The organism is Caballeronia sp. EK (genome assembly GCF_014384845.1).
Taxonomy (GTDB): Bacteria; Pseudomonadota; Gammaproteobacteria; order Burkholderiales; family Burkholderiaceae; genus Caballeronia; species Caballeronia jiangsuensis.
In genome coordinates this window covers 570,237-585,795 of the sequence record NZ_JACSUE010000002.1, presented here as the reverse complement: position 1 = coordinate 585,795, position 15,559 = coordinate 570,237, and the positions used below count along the sequence as shown (strand labels likewise).

The 15,559-nt window shown below is 62.9% G+C and carries 15 protein-coding genes; 4 read left to right on the top strand and 11 right to left on the bottom strand.

Annotated features, from left to right (window positions below):
* Positions 1-4 precede the first annotated feature (4 nt).
* From IAG25_RS07100 to IAG25_RS07085, 4 genes are all read right to left on the bottom strand, one after another.
* Positions 5-733: an amino acid ABC transporter ATP-binding protein gene (locus tag IAG25_RS07100; RefSeq protein ID WP_187604216.1), complete on the bottom strand. Its 729-nt coding sequence runs from the start codon at positions 731-733 to the stop codon at positions 5-7.
* On the bottom strand, positions 717-1,370 hold the full coding sequence (locus IAG25_RS07095) for an amino acid ABC transporter permease (RefSeq protein ID WP_187604215.1): 654 nt from the start codon (positions 1,368-1,370) through the stop codon (positions 717-719). Before IAG25_RS07095 ends, IAG25_RS07100 begins: the two co-directional genes overlap by 17 nt.
* Positions 1,367-2,113, bottom strand: coding sequence for an amino acid ABC transporter permease (locus IAG25_RS07090; protein ID WP_187604214.1), 747 nt, complete (start codon positions 2,111-2,113; stop codon positions 1,367-1,369). Before IAG25_RS07090 ends, IAG25_RS07095 begins: the two co-directional genes overlap by 4 nt.
* A 103-nt stretch (positions 2,114-2,216) precedes the next feature.
* Complete coding sequence (locus tag IAG25_RS07085; protein WP_187604213.1) at positions 2,217-3,062, bottom strand: NAD-dependent epimerase/dehydratase family protein; 846 nt, start codon at positions 3,060-3,062, stop codon at positions 2,217-2,219.
* A gap of 144 nt (positions 3,063-3,206) precedes the next feature.
* Here IAG25_RS07085 and IAG25_RS07080 point away from each other — a divergent pair, with 144 nt between their 5' ends.
* Positions 3,207-3,983, top strand: coding sequence for a FadR/GntR family transcriptional regulator (locus IAG25_RS07080; protein WP_187604212.1), 777 nt, complete (start codon positions 3,207-3,209; stop codon positions 3,981-3,983).
* Positions 3,984-4,034: 51 nt separating this feature from the next.
* Here the strand turns inward: IAG25_RS07080 and IAG25_RS07075 are convergent, their stop codons facing one another.
* The 3 genes from IAG25_RS07075 to IAG25_RS07065 form a co-directional block, all read right to left on the bottom strand.
* Complete coding sequence (locus IAG25_RS07075; protein WP_187604211.1) at positions 4,035-5,381, bottom strand: MFS transporter; 1,347 nt, start codon at positions 5,379-5,381, stop codon at positions 4,035-4,037.
* 232 nt (positions 5,382-5,613) lie between these two features.
* Positions 5,614-6,531: an SMP-30/gluconolactonase/LRE family protein gene (locus IAG25_RS07070; protein ID WP_187604210.1), complete on the bottom strand. Its 918-nt coding sequence runs from the start codon at positions 6,529-6,531 to the stop codon at positions 5,614-5,616.
* Positions 6,528-7,358 (bottom strand): NAD-dependent epimerase/dehydratase family protein, encoded by an 831-nt coding sequence (locus tag IAG25_RS07065; protein WP_187604209.1) that lies wholly within the window; start codon positions 7,356-7,358, stop codon positions 6,528-6,530. The genes IAG25_RS07070 and IAG25_RS07065 overlap by 4 nt, the downstream gene beginning before the upstream one ends.
* Positions 7,359-7,556: 198 nt before the next feature.
* On the opposite strand from IAG25_RS07065, the gene IAG25_RS07060 reads away from it, so the two are divergent.
* Entirely contained in the window at positions 7,557-8,546 is a 990-nt protein-coding gene (locus IAG25_RS07060) for a LacI family DNA-binding transcriptional regulator (protein WP_187604208.1), read from the top strand.
* Between the two features lie 72 nt (positions 8,547-8,618).
* On the opposite strand, the gene IAG25_RS07055 is transcribed toward IAG25_RS07060, so the two are convergent.
* Entirely contained in the window at positions 8,619-9,908 is a 1,290-nt protein-coding gene (locus IAG25_RS07055; protein WP_187604207.1) for an MFS transporter, read from the bottom strand.
* Positions 9,909-10,342: 434 nt separating this feature from the next.
* Between IAG25_RS07055 and IAG25_RS07050 the strand changes: the two genes are divergently transcribed.
* Both IAG25_RS07050 and IAG25_RS07045 read left to right on the top strand, forming a co-directional pair.
* Positions 10,343-11,215: a DMT family transporter gene (locus tag IAG25_RS07050; RefSeq protein WP_187604206.1), complete on the top strand. Its 873-nt coding sequence runs from the start codon at positions 10,343-10,345 to the stop codon at positions 11,213-11,215.
* Positions 11,216-11,299: 84 nt separating this feature from the next.
* Positions 11,300-13,255 (top strand): methyl-accepting chemotaxis protein, encoded by a 1,956-nt coding sequence (locus tag IAG25_RS07045; protein WP_187604205.1) that lies wholly within the window; start codon positions 11,300-11,302, stop codon positions 13,253-13,255.
* Positions 13,256-13,267: 12 nt separating this feature from the next.
* Here the strand turns inward: IAG25_RS07045 and IAG25_RS07040 are convergent, their stop codons facing one another.
* The 3 genes from IAG25_RS07040 to IAG25_RS07030 are packed head-to-tail and all read right to left on the bottom strand — an operon-like array spanning position 13,268 to position 15,556.
* The gene (locus IAG25_RS07040) at positions 13,268-14,080 is read right to left on the bottom strand and encodes an SDR family oxidoreductase (RefSeq protein ID WP_255503568.1); all 813 of its coding nucleotides are present in this window, start codon (positions 14,078-14,080) and stop codon (positions 13,268-13,270) included.
* Positions 14,081-14,122: 42 nt separating this feature from the next.
* Complete coding sequence (locus IAG25_RS07035; RefSeq protein WP_187604204.1) at positions 14,123-14,431, bottom strand: non-heme iron oxygenase ferredoxin subunit; 309 nt, start codon at positions 14,429-14,431, stop codon at positions 14,123-14,125.
* Between the two features lie 39 nt (positions 14,432-14,470).
* Entirely contained in the window at positions 14,471-15,556 is a 1,086-nt protein-coding gene (locus IAG25_RS07030) for a fatty acid desaturase family protein (protein WP_187604203.1), read from the bottom strand.
* Positions 15,557-15,559: the final 3 nt, after the last annotated feature.

Below are 15,559 nucleotides of genomic sequence, written 5' to 3'. Positions count from 1 at the left end.
AATATCAAAGTCCGTTATCGAGAAATGCGCGCAATTCGGGCGTGCGCGGCGCATCGAGCATGCCGCCGTCGCCCACTTCCCACACCTTGCCCTGATGCATGTAGATGATGCGGTCCGCGACGCGCTTGGCGAAGGCCATCTCGTGCGTGACGAGCAGCATCGTCATGCCGTCTGCCGCGAGGTCTTCCATCACGCGCAGCACTTCGCCCGTCAGTTGCGGATCGAGCGCCGAGGTCACTTCGTCGAACAGCATCACCTTCGGCGACATCGCGAGCGAGCGCGCAATCGCCACGCGCTGCTGCTGCCCGCCTGACAATTGTTCGGGATACGCGTCGGCCTTCTGTGCGAGTCCGACCTGCTCCAGCACGTTAATCGCGATGCGCCGCGCTTCATCGCTCGACATCTTCTTCACGTGACGCAGCGCGAGCATGATGTTCTCTTCCACGGTCAGGTGCGGAAAGAGGTTATAGCTTTGAAATACGATGCCCACTTCGCGGCGCAACAGATGCAGATCGACTTTCGGATCGTCAACGCGAATACCGCACACTTCAATCTGCCCCTGGTCGATCGTCTCCAGCCTGTCGATGCAGCGCAGCGCCGTGCTCTTGCCCGAGCCGCTCGCGCCAATCATGGCAATCATCTCGCCCTTGTTGACTTCGAAGGACACGCCTTTGAGAACATGATTGGAGCCGAAGCTCTTGTGAATATCGCCGACCTTAACGATTGCTGACATTGAGCTTGTTCTCCATCGATTGGCTCCAGCGCGAAAGCGGGTAGCACAGGACGAAATAGAAAGCGCCGACCAGTCCGAAAATGAGGAACGGCTGGAAGATCGAGTTGTTGATGATCTGCCCCGCGCGCGTCAGTTCGACGAAGCCGATCACCGAAGCGAGCGATGTCATCTTGATGAGTTGCACGAGAAAGCCGACCGTTGGAGGCAGCGCGAGTCGCATCGCCTGCGGGATGATCACGAGACGCAGCGTTTGCCAGCGCGTGAGCGACAGACACTCCGACGCTTCCCATTGCGGCTTCGGCATCGCTTCGATGCAGCCGCGCCAGATGTCGCCGAGATATGCGCTCGAATAGACCATCAGCGCGAGGCCGGCCGCGACGAGCGCGGGCACCTGATAGCCATACACCGACAAACCGAAGTACACGATGAAGAGCAGGATCAGCAGCGGAATGCCCTGAATCGCTTCGATATAGACGATCGCGGCGCGCGATAACCAGGCGCGCGGCGAAATGCGCGCGAGCATCACACAAAATCCGCCGATACCGCCGAGCACGAACGCGAGCAACGAGAGCACGAGCGTCCAGCCGATCGATTGCACCAGATAGACGAGGTGCGATGACGTGAATCCGCCGCTCATGCCGCACCTCCGGGAATGACCGTATCGATACGCTGCGAATCGGGCGGCGTCTTGCCGGCGCGTTTCGCGGCGAGTCGAATCGCGCGGCGCCGCTTGAAGAGATGCTCGCCCACCGCCCACGCGATCAGCTTGATGATCAACGACAGCACGAGATACAGCGCCGCCACCACGATGTATGTTTCGAGCGAGCGGAACGTATCGGACTGCACGGTGTTGGCGACCGCCGTGAGTTCTTCCGCCGAAATCTGCGACGCGATCGCCGAGGCCTGCATCATCAGCAGGAACTGGCTCGTCAGCGCGGGATAGACCTTTTCGATCGACGGTTGCAGCATCACGTGCCAGCCGATGCGCCACTTCGAAAGCCCAAGACACTCGGCCGCTTCGATCTGTCCGCGTGGCACCGATTCCAGACCGGCGCGAATGATCTCGGCCGCGTAGGCGCCGATGTTGATCGTCATCGCGAGCGCGGCGGCCGCAAAGGTCGGCATGCGCAAGCCGATGCTCGCGAGACCGAAGTACAGAAGGAAGATCTGCACGAGAAACGGCGTATTGCGCACGGTCTCGATATAGACGATGCAGATGCGCGTGAGCACCGGCACCTTCGCGCGCTTGGCGAACGCGACGAGCATGCCGAGAATCAGGCCAAAGAACACGGCCACGCACGTCATCTTGAGTGTGAGCCAGGCGCCCAGCAGGAACGTCGGCCAGTACGGCAGCAGCGGTGAAAAATCGAGAGAAAACATGGCGGCAAATGTCCCTGTGATGTCCGGGCGTCGTGCTCAATGCGGCCGGCGCTGGATGTATGACGACATACTACGAATGTCGTGATACTGCATGTTGCATGCATTAAACCGGGTCGAACGGGCCTGTCGTCGTGAACGCGCCGCCTTGCAGCACGGCCACGGGATCGGTCGGCGCGGGCGGCGGCGTCGCCTCGATCTTCTCGCGGAACTGCTCCGACGAGTCGCGTGGCACGAAGCCCAGATGCGCCGCGCAGCGGTTGTCCCACCAGGTGTGCGCATTCGCGGACATGCCGAACACGATCGTATGGCCGACGTCCTTCGTGAAAAGGCTGCGGCGCAAGAGGTCGTGAAAATCGTCGTAGCTCATCCAGCTCGCCATCATGCGGCGGTCCTTCGGCTCGGGAAACACGGAGCCAATGCGGATGCTCACGGTCTCGATGCCGTAGCGGTCGAAATACATCTGCGCCATGTCTTCGCCGAAGGACTTGGACAAGCCGTAGTAACCGTCGGGGCGTTTGCGCGCCGTGGCATCGATTCGTTCGTCCTGCCGATAGAAACCCGTGACGTGATTCGAGCTCGCGAACACGATGCGCCCGACGCCCTGTCGGCGGGCTGCTTCGTAGAGGTTGAACACGCCCTTGATGTTGGCTTCGAGAATCTCCTCGAACGGCCGCTCCACCGACACGCCGCCGAGATGGATGATCGCGTCGCAATCGGCGGCGAGCGCATCGACGGCCTGGCGGTCGGCCAGATCGCAAGGAACGCGTTCCTCGTGAGGCGCCGCATCGTCCGGCAGCACGCCGGGCAAATCGGAGATGCGCACGTGTCGCGCGAATTCGGCGACACGATGCCGGATCGCCCGCCCGATTCCGCCCGCGGCGCCCGTCAGCAGAAGGCGATCGAATCGCGCGGCGTTACCCGTGGACGGCGTGCTGTTTTGTTGTTCCATCGAACTGTGTCTCCTGAAGGCTGTCGTCGCTAGGGATTACCCGGCACGCGCCTCCTTGTACGTTGTCATATCACCGCATCACGCATATCATCATTTGCCGACCGATTTGTCAATGTGTGTAAAACCCACTCCAATGAGAACGCCGTGACGCTATCGCCCGATCCGCATGCCGACACGCATCATCCCTCCTCTACCGATGCATCCATCGCGCTGCCCGGCGCGCGGCGCAGCCTCACCGCGCAACTGGTCGATGCATTGCGCGCGCAAATCGATGCGAAGGAGTTGAAGGCCGGCGCCCGCCTCGCGACCGAAGCGGAGATGGTGCAGCGTTTCGGCGTGAGCCGCACTGTTGTGCGTGAGGCGTTATCGCGTCTGCAGGCGGCGGGGTTCGTGGAGACGCGACATGGCATCGGCACGTTCGTGTGCGAAGCGGGCACGTCGCCGCTATTGCATCTCGATCCCGCCGATGTCGCGGGGTCCATCGATGCATTGGCCATCCTCGAATTGCGCATCAGCCTCGAAACGGAAAGCGCGGGGCTCGCAGCGATGCGTTGCGATGCAGCCCGCCTCGCGACGATGCGCTCGGCGCTCGCGGATTTCTCAAAGAGCGTGGGCGCGGCATCGGATACGGTGGCGCCCGATTTGCGGTTTCACATGGAGATCGCGCATGCGACGGGCAATCGCTATTTCGTCGAGATCATGGAGCATCTCGGCACGCGGATGATTCCGCGCACGCGCATCACGGCCACGCCCATTCCGCGCGAGCAATACGCCGAGTATCTGATGCGCGTGAATCGCGAGCACGAGCAGATTGCGGACGCCATCGAACGCGGCGACGCGGATTCCGCGCGCACCGCGATGCGTCTGCATTTGATCAATAGCCGGGAAAGACTGCGGCGGGCGCAGGCAACGTCTGCGTGAAGCGCGGCAAGGACCGCGTATCGAGCGATCCTTGCCGCAGGTACGACGGCTTCAGCGAGCCATGTTCGGCTCTCCATCCTCGATATCGTGCGCGCCCGAAATCGTCTCCATCGACGAATCGTGATGCAGCAGCAGCACGGCCGCCACGCCGACCATGCCCGCCCCTGCGAGGCACAGCAGGCCCGCGCCGAAGCCGCCCGTGCTGTCCTTGATCCAGCCCATCGCATAGGGGCCGAAGAAGCCCGCGAGGTTGCCGAGCGAGTTGATCGCGGCGATACCGCCCGCAGCAGCAGCCCCCGACAGGAACGAAGCCGGCAGCGTCCAGATCACAGGCAGGCAGCCGAAGATGCCGAAGCCCGCGATCGACAGCGCGATCATCTTCATCACCGGGTTATCCAGCCCAGCAGAAGCCGCGATGCCGCCCGCCGCCACCATCAGCGCAATCGCGACGTGCCAGCGGCGCTCGAGCTTGCGATCCGAATGCCGGCCCCACAGCACCATGCTGATCACGCCGACGACATAAGGCAATGACGTGACGAAGCCCGTCTGCAGGTTGGTCAGGCCGAACGCCTTGACGATCTGCGGCAGGAAGAAGCTCAGGCCATAGTTGGTCGCATTCGCGCCGAAGTAGATCAACGCGATGGCCAGCACGCGCGGATTGAAAATGGCCTCCTTCACGCTGAACGCATGCACCGATTCACGATGCGCCCGTTCCTGCGCCTGGCGATTCACGAGCCAGTCACGCTCTTCCTTCGCGAGCCAGTGCGCATCGGAAGGCCTGTCGGTCAGGTAGAAATACACGACGAACGCAAGCAGGAGCGCGGGAATCGCTTCGATCAGATACAGCCATTGCCAGCCCTGCATGCCGTTGATGCCGTCCATCTGCAGCAGCGCGCCGGAGATGGGCCCTCCGATCACGGTGGACAGCGGAATCGCCGCCATGAAGTATCCGACCACACGGCCTCGATACTTCGCCGGAAACCACAAGGTCAGCAGAAAGATGATGCCGGGAAAGAAGCCCGCTTCCGCGATGCCGAGCAGAATGCGCAAGCCATAGAACACGTAGGCGTTCGACAGACCCGTCGCCTGCGCGATGTGCGGAATGTAGGCCATTGCCGCCGCGAGAATGCCCCACGTGAACATGATCCGCGCGATCCAGCGACGCGCGCCGAATCGTTCGAGCAGCAGATTGGACGGCACTTCGAAAAAGAAATAGGCGATAAAGAAAATGCCGGCACCGAAGCCGAACATGCTGGCGGTAAAGCCGAGCGCCTTGTTCATCTGCAACGCCGCGAAGCCGACGTTGACGCGATCGAGATACGCGATGAAGTAACACAAGATCAGGAACGGCACGAGGCGAACCATCACGCGCTTCATGGTGCGAGCTTCTAGGTCCATCTAGGTCTCCTCCGGATAAGAGAATCGGGTAGATCGCTGGTACTTGAGGTACCTGCGGAGACTACTCTTTACGGAGGAACTACAGCATTGGTGTTTGTTCTTGGTATCGGTTCCGAAGCGGTACGTGTCTGTCGATTCGATGCGCGCCAATGCGGTGCATCGAATCGTTTGCGTCCCAAAGTATGCGTAAAAATTGCGAACGGGGCATGCGATTCGCCCCGTTTCGCGACGATCATGCGACCGGTAACAATCCGGCGTAATCCGGTTCCGGTAAGCCTTGCACGCCGGGGTTCATGGCGAACACATAGCCGTCGTCGTCAGCGGCGTTCGTTGCCGGACGAATTGTCGTCACATAGAGCGTCTTCAGATCGGTCCCGCCGAATGCGCACATCGACGGCTTGCTCGCGGGCAGCGCGATCTCGCGATCCAGCTTGCCCTGCGGCGTGAAGCGCAGCAAGCGTCCCGCGTCGTTCGCGCAGGTCCAGTAGCAACCGTCGGCATCGACAGCGGCGCCGTCCGGGCGGCCCGCGTAGTGATGCAGATCGGCGAACACACGCTGCGCGCCGGGCGTGCCCGTATCGGGATCGAAGTCGAATGCCCACACGAGGCGGCGTTGCGGGTGCGAGTCGGACAGATACATCGTTCTGCCATCCGGCGACCACGCGAGACCGTTCTGGGTGATCAAACCATCGACAAGCGGCGCGGAGAGCGTGCCGTGCTCGTCGTAGCGATACAGCGCGCCCGCAGGACTCGCGAGCGACATGTCCTGCACCATCGTTCCGGCCCAGAAGCGCCCTTGCCTGTCGCAGCGGCCATCGTTGAAGCGCATGCCCGTCGCGGGAAACGCTGGCGCGGCGAGCTTCGCGGCGCGTCCTTCGTTCGCCTCGCCCGCACCCGAGAGCGTCACGGCGAACATGCCGGTCTCCATGCCCGCGACGACCCGCCTCGCTTCATCGAACGCAAAGCACGCAACCTGCTCGGCAAACGCCCATTCCGTGCGGCGCGCGCTGTCGACTTCGAGCCGAACGATACGGCGCGCGGGAATATCGACCCAATACAGCGCGCCCTCCTGCGCGCGCCATACCGGACATTCGCCGACCGTCGCACGGCCGCCCGCGTCGAGCCGTTCGGCGCGAACGGATGCGCTCATCGCTTGCGCTCCATCGGCTCGCCCAGCACGAACGCGCCGCCCTGGAAGCGTTGCGCGGGGTCGTCGCGTTCGGCGGTCGGCCCGGTCGCCGGAAAAAGCCCGTCGAACTGCGCGGAGCTGTCCTTCGGATTGAAGCCGAGGAAGCCGGCCTTCGCGTTGTCCCACCACTTCACGGGATTGTCCGACGCGCCATACACCACGGCGTGCCCGACGCGATTCGTGAACAGCGAGCAGCGCACGAGCTCGATGAAATCGCGGTAGCTCAGGTACGTGACAAGCATGCGCGGATTTTTCGGCTCCTCGAACGACGAACCGATGCGCAGGTTCACCGTCTCGATGCCGAAGCGGTCGAAGTAATAGCGCGACAGCGATTCGCCGAAGCACTTCGTCACGCCGTAGAGGCTGTCCGGACGATGCGGTGCATCCGTATCGATCACCTCGGTGACCGGATGAAAGCCGATTGCATGGTTCGAGCTCGCGAACACGATGCGCTTCACGCCGTAGCGGCGCGCAGCTTCATAGATGTTGTACGTGCCGCGGATATTCGCCTCGATCAGATCGTCGAACGGCGCGTCGATCGAGATGCCGCCGAGATGCACGATCGCATCGACACCTTCGACGAGTTGCATCACCTTCTCGCGGTCCGCGAGATCGACGGCGCTGATTTCTTCGTGGCTCGCCGCATCGTCGAGCGGCGCGATGTCGGAGAGCCGCACGACGTCGGCCCATTGCGCGAGCGCGCCGCGCAACTGACGGCCCAGATTGCCGGCGGCGCCGGTCAAAAGCAGGCGCTTGAACGGTTTGCCCGCTGCGTTTGGCTGATTCATCGAGACTCCTGTCCAATACGTGGTAATGCGTTGAAAGCAAAAATGAAGAAAACGTTTTCGGGACTATAGCGGCGGGGCAGAACGGCCGTCAATCGCCGTTCGGCATTCATAACGCTGCATGCAAAATGCATGATGCACGTCATTGTTTCCCGGTTTTCTGCGACAATCCGTAAACATTGCGAAAACGTTACCTTCCGAATGAAGAAAATTTCCCCGACCATTCGCGACGTCGCCGCCGCAGCGGGCGTGTCCGTCGCGACCGTCTCAAAGTACATCAACGGCGCGCAACGCTTCTCCGCGCCGGTCGAAGCCAAGCTCAAGGAAGCCATCGATACGCTCGGTTACCGGTCGAACCCGCTCGCGCGCTCGATGATCACGGGCAAGACGCGCACCATCGGCCTCACGATCCTCGACATCAGCAATCCGCACTTCACCAACGTCGTGAAGGGCGCGAACCGCATTGCGCTGCGCCACGACTACACGCTTTTGCTCGTCGATATCGACGAGAACCAGGCGCGTGAACGTCCGCTCATCGAAGCCCTCGCGCAGCGCGTCGACGGGCTGCTTGTCAGCTCGCGTCTCGCCGACGAAAACGCGCAATGGATGCTCGACCTCGACAAGCCCGTCGTGCTTCTGCGCAATGCGGAACTGCCGATTCCGAGCGTCGGCATCAACAGCCGCCTCGCTACCTACATGCTCGCGCGCCATCTGCTCGATCTCGGCCATCGCCGCATCGCGTATCTCGGCTTCGAGCATGCGCGCATCAACGATGAGCGGATTCGCGGCGCACGCGATTGTCTTGCCGAAGCGGGCCTCGAACTCGACATCTACGAAGCGCACGCGCCGACTGCGCTTGCGGGCGAACAGGCCTGCTCGCGCGTGATGCTCGGACCGAAGCGGCCGCAAGCGGTGATCTGCTACAACGATCTCATTGCGCTCGGCTTCATGAAGGAAGCCGCGTCGCTCGGCATTCGCGTGCCGAAGGACGTGTCGGTGACCGGCATCGACAACGTTCCTTATGGCGCATACGCTGCACCGGGCCTCACGACCGTCGACATCCAGAGCGAGAAAATGGGCGAGCTGGCGATGCAAAAGCTCATCGATGCGCTCGCCGGTCATCCCGACCCCGGCAACTCCATGTTCGAGCCGCGGCTCATCGTGCGTGAATCGACTGCTGCGGCCGCGTGATTCGCGCCGCGCCGCCTGCTGATTACGAGTGCTGGCGGCGCGGCGCATTTTCTGACTAGTAATAATTAGCGATCAGACCGGGAGCTTCGCCGGCGTCATCTTCGGCGTGAGCATGTGCATGATCGCGAAGGCGATGAGATACGCCGATGCGCCGATCGCGAACAGCACCCAGTAGTGACCCGTGCGCTGCAGAACCTGGCCGATCACTTCCGAGAACAGCACGCCGCCGATCGAACCGGCCATGCCGCCGATACCGACCACCGCGCCCACTGCACGACGCGGGAACAGGTCCGATGCCGTCGTGAAGAGGTTCGCCGACCAGCCCTGGTGCGCGGCCGCCGCGAGACCGACGATCGCCACCGCGACCCACAGATTATCGGCCTGCGAGACAAACGCGATCGGCAACACGGCGCATGCGCAGATCAGCATCGCGGTCTTGCGCGCCGCATTCACGGTCCAGCCCGCACGCAACAGCGCCGACGAAATCCAGCCGCCGCCAATGCTGCCGATGGTGGTGATCGCGTAGATCACGACGAGCGGCAAACCAATGTGCTGCATGTCCATGCCGCGCGATTCGTTGAGCCACTTCGGCAGCCAGAACAGATAGAACCACCACACCGGGTCCGTCAGGAACTTGCCGACGATGAACGCCCACGTCTCGCGCTGCTTGATGAGCACCTTGAAGCCCGGCGCGCCTGCTTTCGCGTTGGCGGCATCGGCGGAACGGGTTTCGTCGCCTTCATTCGCGAGATCGTCCTCTTGCGCGCTGCCGTCCGGCTGGCGATACATGAAGAACCACACGACGAGCCAAATAAGACCGACCGCGCCGACGATCACGAATGCCGCGCGCCAGCCGAAGGCCACCGCGATGGCGGGAATGAGCGCGGGTGCGAACACCGCACCGATGTTCGCGCCGGAGTTGAAGATGCCGGTCGCGAGCGCGCGCTCGCTGCGCGGGAACCATTCGGCGGTCGTCTTGATGGCGGCCGGGAAGTTGCCGCCCTCGCCGATGCCGAGCAGTGCGCGGACCATCGCGAAGCCCATCACGGAGCCGACGGCCGCGTGCAGCATCGCGGCGATGCTCCATACGAACATCGCGAGCGCATAGGAGATACGCGTGCCGAGCCAGTCGACGATACGCCCGAAGCAAAGCAGACCGATCGCATAAAACGCCGAGAACGCGATCACGATGCGGCCGTACTGGATCTGCGTCCAGCCGATGTCGTGCTGCAGCATCGGGGCGAGCAGACCGAGGATCTGCCGGTCCATGTAGTTGATGACCGTGGCGAAGAAGAGCAGCGCGCACACGGTCCAGCGATAGCGGCTGGCGGTACGCACGACGCCGGCAACGACAGTGTTCATGAAAGTCTCCGGACGCGGCGGCGCTCGTCGTGCCGCGTTCTTTGTTGCATGACCGGCGACGAGCGCCGTGGCGATGGCTTGCGTAGGTGGTGAAGCCGCAAGCCGGCCTGGGTTTTGGAAAACGTTTTTCGAAGGATAGTGGGTTTGTTCTCGACTGACTATCCTGGTATTTGCCCTAATCCAAGCCGAAGCGTCGGCGCAAAGGGGTTGCGCGCCTTATCGTCGAGCAGGATTTGATCGACGAGGGTAGTTAATCGTTTTCTATAAATTTCCTATTTCTGCCGCTACGGACGCGCTTGCATCCGGCGTTTCGCATGCACTTTGGCGTTTTGCATGCCGCCTCATGCATACAAAATGCCGACCCTGAGACCTTCGAACCCACCGACGCGCCTGTATGATCGAACCCCAATCGACAACAACGACAAACGCCTTCCATGCCTGCTCGACTGACGGGGCTCCTGTATCTGCTCGTCACCGCCACCGGCTGGGCGCTGAACTGGCCCGCCATGAAAATCCTGCTGCGCGAGTGGCCGCCGCTCTTCTCGCGCGGCATCGCCGGCATCGCGGCCGCCGTGCTGCTCGGCGTCATCGCAAAACTGGCAGGCGAGAACATGCGCGTACCGCGCGCGCTGGTGCCGAGGCTGCTGCTCGCATCGGCGATCAATGTCTTCGCGTGGATGGGCTTCTCCACGCTCTCGATGAAATGGCTATCGGTGAGCGAAGGCGCGCTGCTCGTCTACACGATGCCGATCTGGGCGATGCTGCTCGCGTGGCCCATCGCGAAGCGCAAGCCGTCGGTCGCGGGCTTCTGCGCCCTTGCGCTGGGACTCGCGGGCGTGGTCGTGCTGCTGTCCGCGCACGGCCTTTCGTTCGATGGCGGCAAGCTCGCCGGCATCGGGTTCGCGCTTTCGGCCGCGCTGCTGTTTGCGCTCGGCACGGTGATCACGCACGGGCCGATGCCCATCCCGCCCATCACGCTCGTCGCGTGGCAAGTGAGCATCGGCTGTGCGCCGATGATCGTGCTCGGCCTCTATATCGAGCATCCGGTTTTTTCTGCGCTCGGGCTCGACGGCTGGGCCGTGCTCGTCTACATGAGCCTCGTGCCGATGGCCGTGTGCTATCTCGCATGGTTCGCAACGTTGCGCCGCCTGCCCGCCGAGGTCGCGTCCATCGGCATGCTGCTCGTGCCGATCATGGGTATCGTCGCGGCGGCGCTCACGATTGGCGAGCCGCTCGGCGCGCGCGAGGCGATCGCGATGGCGCTCACGCTCTCGGGCGTCGCGCTCGCCATGAGGCAACGCCGGTAACTCACGCCCTGACGAAAAATTAAAGACCTGACAAGGACGTGCCGATAAGTGGCAGTACAACTCTTATCGTTCAGTCATTCCCCCATGCTTCGTAATACTCTGGCCCGCATGAACGTCGGGACCAAATTCGCCGTGCTCGCCTGCGCGCTCACGGCCGTCGTCGTTGCCTTCTTCACCATCGCCGTCACCCGAAGCGCGGGCGAGCAGGTCGACGAGCACGCGCTCGCACGCGTCGAAAGTGAGAATCGCTCGATCGCGACGATGATCGGACTCTTCGACAAAGCCGTCAGCGCGGAAGTCACGCGCTTCATGACGATCTTCGCGCACCGCCTGCCCGCCAGTTTCACGCTCGACGAAACGCGCACCGTGGACATCGGCGGCGTTGCGACACCGAGCTTCCTCGCAGGCGACAAGCCGCTGAACAACGACTTCGCGATCCCCGATGCGTTTCTCGACGAAAGCGGCGCGATCGCGACGATCTTCGCCCGCACCGGCGATGATTTCGTGCGCGTGACCACATCGCTCAAGAAGCAGGACGGCACGCGCGCGATCGGCACGCTGCTCGACCGCAAGGGCCCCGCGTATGCGCCGATGATCGCGGGCAAGCCGTATATCGGCATCGCGACGCTCTTCGGCAAGCAGTACATCACCGAGTACAAGCCCGTCACCGATGCATCGGGCCGCGTGATCGGCGCGCTCTTCGTGGGCGTGGACGTAACCTCCGAATTCGCCGCGCTGCAAGACGGAATCGCGAAACTCGTCATCGGTGCGAGCGGCTATCACTTCGTCGTCGATGCATCGAATGGCGCGAATCGCGGCAAGCTGCTCGTGCATCCCGGCTCGAAAAACGAACTGGCCGATGAACGCGTCGCCCCCTTCAGGCAGATGCTCGAATCGCACGAAGGCCAGCTCACGTTCGACGGCGCCGATATCGCGGGTGCGGATGCGCGCGTGCATGGCGGAACGAAGGAAATCGTCTTCATGACGGTGCCACAGTGGCAATGGATGATCGGCGGCATCGCCTATCGCGACGAACTGCTCGCGGACGTCCACGAGAGCCGCAACCGCTTTCTGATGCTCGGCCTCGTCGTGGTCGCGCTGCTCGTCGGCGTGCTGATCTTCGCGGTGACGAAGCTCGTGGGCCGTCCCATCGACGACGTCACGCGCGCCTCGGAACGCATCGCCGCGGGCGATCTCACCGTGCGCATCGACAGCACGCGCGAGGACGATATCGGCCGCCTGATGCGTGCGATCGATGGCATTGCGCGTGGGCTCGCGGGCATCGTCGCGCAAGTGCGCAGCGCATCGGCGGACATGAACGATGGCACGGCGCGCATCGCGTCGGGCAGCAGCGATATCGCGACGCGCATCGCCACGCAGGCGGCGAGCGTCGAAGAAACCGCCGCGAGCATGGAACAGATCACGAGCACCGTGCAGCAGAACGCGGCCAACACCGCGCAGGCCGGTACGCTCGTCGCATCGGCTTCGGAGGCGGCGCGCGCGGGCGGCGACGCCGTGGGACGCGTCGTGGCGACGATGAGCGAGATCGATGCATCGGCACGCCGCATCGCCGATATCACCGCGACCATCGAAGGCATCGCGTTCCAGACCAACATCCTCGCCTTGAACGCGGCCGTCGAAGCGGCGCGCGCGGGCGAGCATGGCAAGGGCTTCGCGGTCGTCGCGTCGGAAGTGCGGGCGCTCGCGCAACGCAGCGCGGGCGCAGTAAAAGAGATCGAAGCGCTGATCGCCGAATCGGCCGCGAAGGTCTCGCAGGGCTACAAGATCGCCGAGCATGCCAGCAGCACGATGGGCGGTATCGTCGAGCGCGTGTCGCGCGTGAATGCGATCGTCGATGAAATCGGCGTCGCGTCGCGCGAGCAGACATCGGGCATCGAGCAGGTGAACAGCGCGGTCATGCTGATCGGCGAAGCGACGCAGCAGAATGCGGCGCTCGTGGGGGAAGCCGAGCACGCCGCTGCCGAACTGCGGGATCAGGCCGAACGTCTCGAACGCGCTGTCAGCATGTTTCGCGTTTGAGTCATCGGCGATTCAAAGCGGCTCTTGCGGATGCGGCGCGTCGTCATACGCGCCCCATACCGATTGATCGAAGTTGATCATCGATCCCGTCATGAGCCCTGACTCAGCGCTCGCGAGATAGGCGACCGCGCGCGCCGCTTCGTTCGTATTGATCAAGCGTCCGAAGGGCTGCGCGGCCGCGGCGCGTTCGAGCCAGTCGTCGTCCGCGCCATGATGCGTGCGCTGAATGCGGTCCTCGCCCTCGCTCGCCATCCAGCCTAGATTCAGCCCGTTCACGCGAATACGATTGCGCAGCAGCGCATAAGCCGTGTTCTGCGTGAGCGTGGCGAGCGCGCCTTTCGATGCGCAATATGCAGCGATGAACGGCTGCCCCGCCATCGCCGACATCGAGCAGATATTGACGATCGCTCCCTCCGTTCCTTCGCGCTTCATGATGCGGATGGTGTCCTGCATCAGGAAGAAAGGCGCGCGGACGTTCGTCGCGAACATGCGATCGAAGAGCTCGGGATCGGTATCGAGGATCGTGCCGCGATCCGTCGTTGCGGCCGCATTGACCAGCACATCGATGCGGCCGAATTGCTCGTCGGCGGCGGCGATGACCGCGCGGCAATCGTCCACACGCGCGAGATCCGCCGCGACGAAGCGCACTTGCGCCCCGCTCGCTTCAGCAAGCTCGCGCGCTTTCTTTTCGCCCTTGTCCTTCGAACGCGCGCAAATCACGATGCCCTGTGCGCCGCGTTCCGCGAAGAGCGCCGCCACGGCCGCGCCCAGACCTTGCGCGCCACCGGTGATGACCGCCACCTTGCCTTCGAACTGAGTCATCATTGTTCTCCGTATGATGATCCGCGTGCTCGCCAGATCACGACGTCAGATCTCGATGAAGATGCGGCCGCCCTCCACTTTCGCGGGATACGTCCGCAGCTTTTCGCAAACGGGCGCGCATAGCGGCCGGCCGTCGCGGATATCGAAGCGCCCATTGTGCTTCGGACATTCGATGACATGGTCCATCACGAACCCGTCGCTCAGATGGACATGCTCGTGCGTGCAAAGGCCATCGCTCGCATACACCTCATCGTTCACGCGATAGATCGCGAAGGTGCGGCCATCGTGATCGAAGCGCATCACGTCTTCGTCTTCGATATCGTCCATCTGGGCTGCATCGATCCATTGCGTCATGGCGGTTCGTCTCCTTTCTCTCGATGTCGTTATGCCGGTTCAAGCCTGGGTTGCGGTCGAGGCGGGCATGGGCCGCTCGACGTGATACGACGGGTCGCGTCTCTGACGCGCAAGCGCCGGAATGATCTCCGCATAGGCCGCGATCGTGCTCGTATAAGGTGGCGGCATGTCGTCCTTCACCGCTTCGTGCAATCGCGGCAGCGCATGATAAGGCACCATCGGAAACATATGATGTTCGACGTGATAGTTCATGTTCAGATAGAGAAAGCGGAACACGGGATTCATCATCACGGTGCGGCAATTCTTGCGATGATCGAGCACGTTCTCGGGCATGCCCGCATGCTGCGTGAGGCCGAAGAAGAGATAAAGCCACGCGCCATAGAGGCTCGGCAAGCCGATATAGAGCAGCGGCAGGATCGAATGAAAAACGAGGCACGAGCCGACCACCACGGCATAGATCGCGAGCGTGATGCGCGCCTCCAGAATCACCTTCGGCCACTCCGACTCCGGTACGTAGGTCTTTTCCTCTTCGCCGATATTGCCGAACGCAGACGAGACGATCTTCGGCACTTCAGCCGCCGCGTGCTTCAGCGCGAACACGTTGAGCGCGAGGCTCAGCCAGTCCGTGGGCAGCGGCACCGCGATCTCGCGATCTCGCCCTACGACGAGCGTATCGGTGTGATGCCGAGCGTGGCTCCAGCGCCATATCGTCGGCCGGCGAAACACCTGAAACGACGCGACCTGATAGAGCGCCTTGTTCATCCACGCTGTCTTGAATGCAGTGCCATGACCGCTTTCATGCCAGCGCGAATCCGCGGGACCGCAGTAGAGCGCGCCGTAGAGAAGGAATGCCGGAATCGCCCAGAGCGAATGCGCTTGCCACGCAAACCATGCAAGTACGCCACTCGCGATGATCGCCGCGTACCACAGCAACGTGTCGCGGATGGCGCGTGCGTCACCGCGCTGCATCAGGCTCTTCATCACAGGGCGCGGCACCGCGCACTTGTACCACTCGGCATTGACGAGGCCCGCGGCTTTCGCACGCTCGCCCGCGCCGCCAATCAGCTGGTAATCGCGATAGCCGTCCCGCTCGCCCGCGCGATGCCCTTGCCCGGATTCCATCATGTC

Bases quoted from the DNA above. Each gene is read 5' to 3' on its own strand.
- IAG25_RS07040 (WP_255503568.1), bottom strand. From the start codon at position 14,080: ATGATGACTCAGTTCGAAGGCAAGGTGGCGGTCATCACCGGTGGCGCG.
- IAG25_RS07060 (WP_187604208.1), top strand. From the start codon at position 7,557: ATGAAGAAAATTTCCCCGACCATTCGCGACGTCGCCGCCGCAGCGGGC.
- IAG25_RS07090 (WP_187604214.1), bottom strand. From the start codon at position 2,113: ATGTTTTCTCTCGATTTTTCACCGCTGCTGCCGTACTGGCCGACGTTC.
- IAG25_RS07045 (WP_187604205.1), top strand. From the start codon at position 11,300: ATGCTTCGTAATACTCTGGCCCGCATGAACGTCGGGACCAAATTCGCC.
- IAG25_RS07085 (WP_187604213.1), bottom strand. From the start codon at position 3,062: ATGGAACAACAAAACAGCACGCCGTCCACGGGTAACGCCGCGCGATTC.
- IAG25_RS07065 (WP_187604209.1), bottom strand. From the start codon at position 7,358: ATGAATCAGCCAAACGCAGCGGGCAAACCGTTCAAGCGCCTGCTTTTG.
- IAG25_RS07035 (WP_187604204.1), bottom strand. From the start codon at position 14,431: ATGACGCAATGGATCGATGCAGCCCAGATGGACGATATCGAAGACGAA.
- IAG25_RS07095 (WP_187604215.1), bottom strand. From the start codon at position 1,370: ATGAGCGGCGGATTCACGTCATCGCACCTCGTCTATCTGGTGCAATCG.
- IAG25_RS07100 (WP_187604216.1), bottom strand. From the start codon at position 733: ATGTCAGCAATCGTTAAGGTCGGCGATATTCACAAGAGCTTCGGCTCC.
- IAG25_RS07055 (WP_187604207.1), bottom strand. From the start codon at position 9,908: ATGAACACTGTCGTTGCCGGCGTCGTGCGTACCGCCAGCCGCTATCGC.
- IAG25_RS07070 (WP_187604210.1), bottom strand. From the start codon at position 6,531: ATGAGCGCATCCGTTCGCGCCGAACGGCTCGACGCGGGCGGCCGTGCG.
- IAG25_RS07030 (WP_187604203.1), bottom strand. From the start codon at position 15,556: ATGATGGAATCCGGGCAAGGGCATCGCGCGGGCGAGCGGGACGGCTAT.
- IAG25_RS07075 (WP_187604211.1), bottom strand. From the start codon at position 5,381: ATGGACCTAGAAGCTCGCACCATGAAGCGCGTGATGGTTCGCCTCGTG.
- IAG25_RS07050 (WP_187604206.1), top strand. From the start codon at position 10,343: ATGCCTGCTCGACTGACGGGGCTCCTGTATCTGCTCGTCACCGCCACC.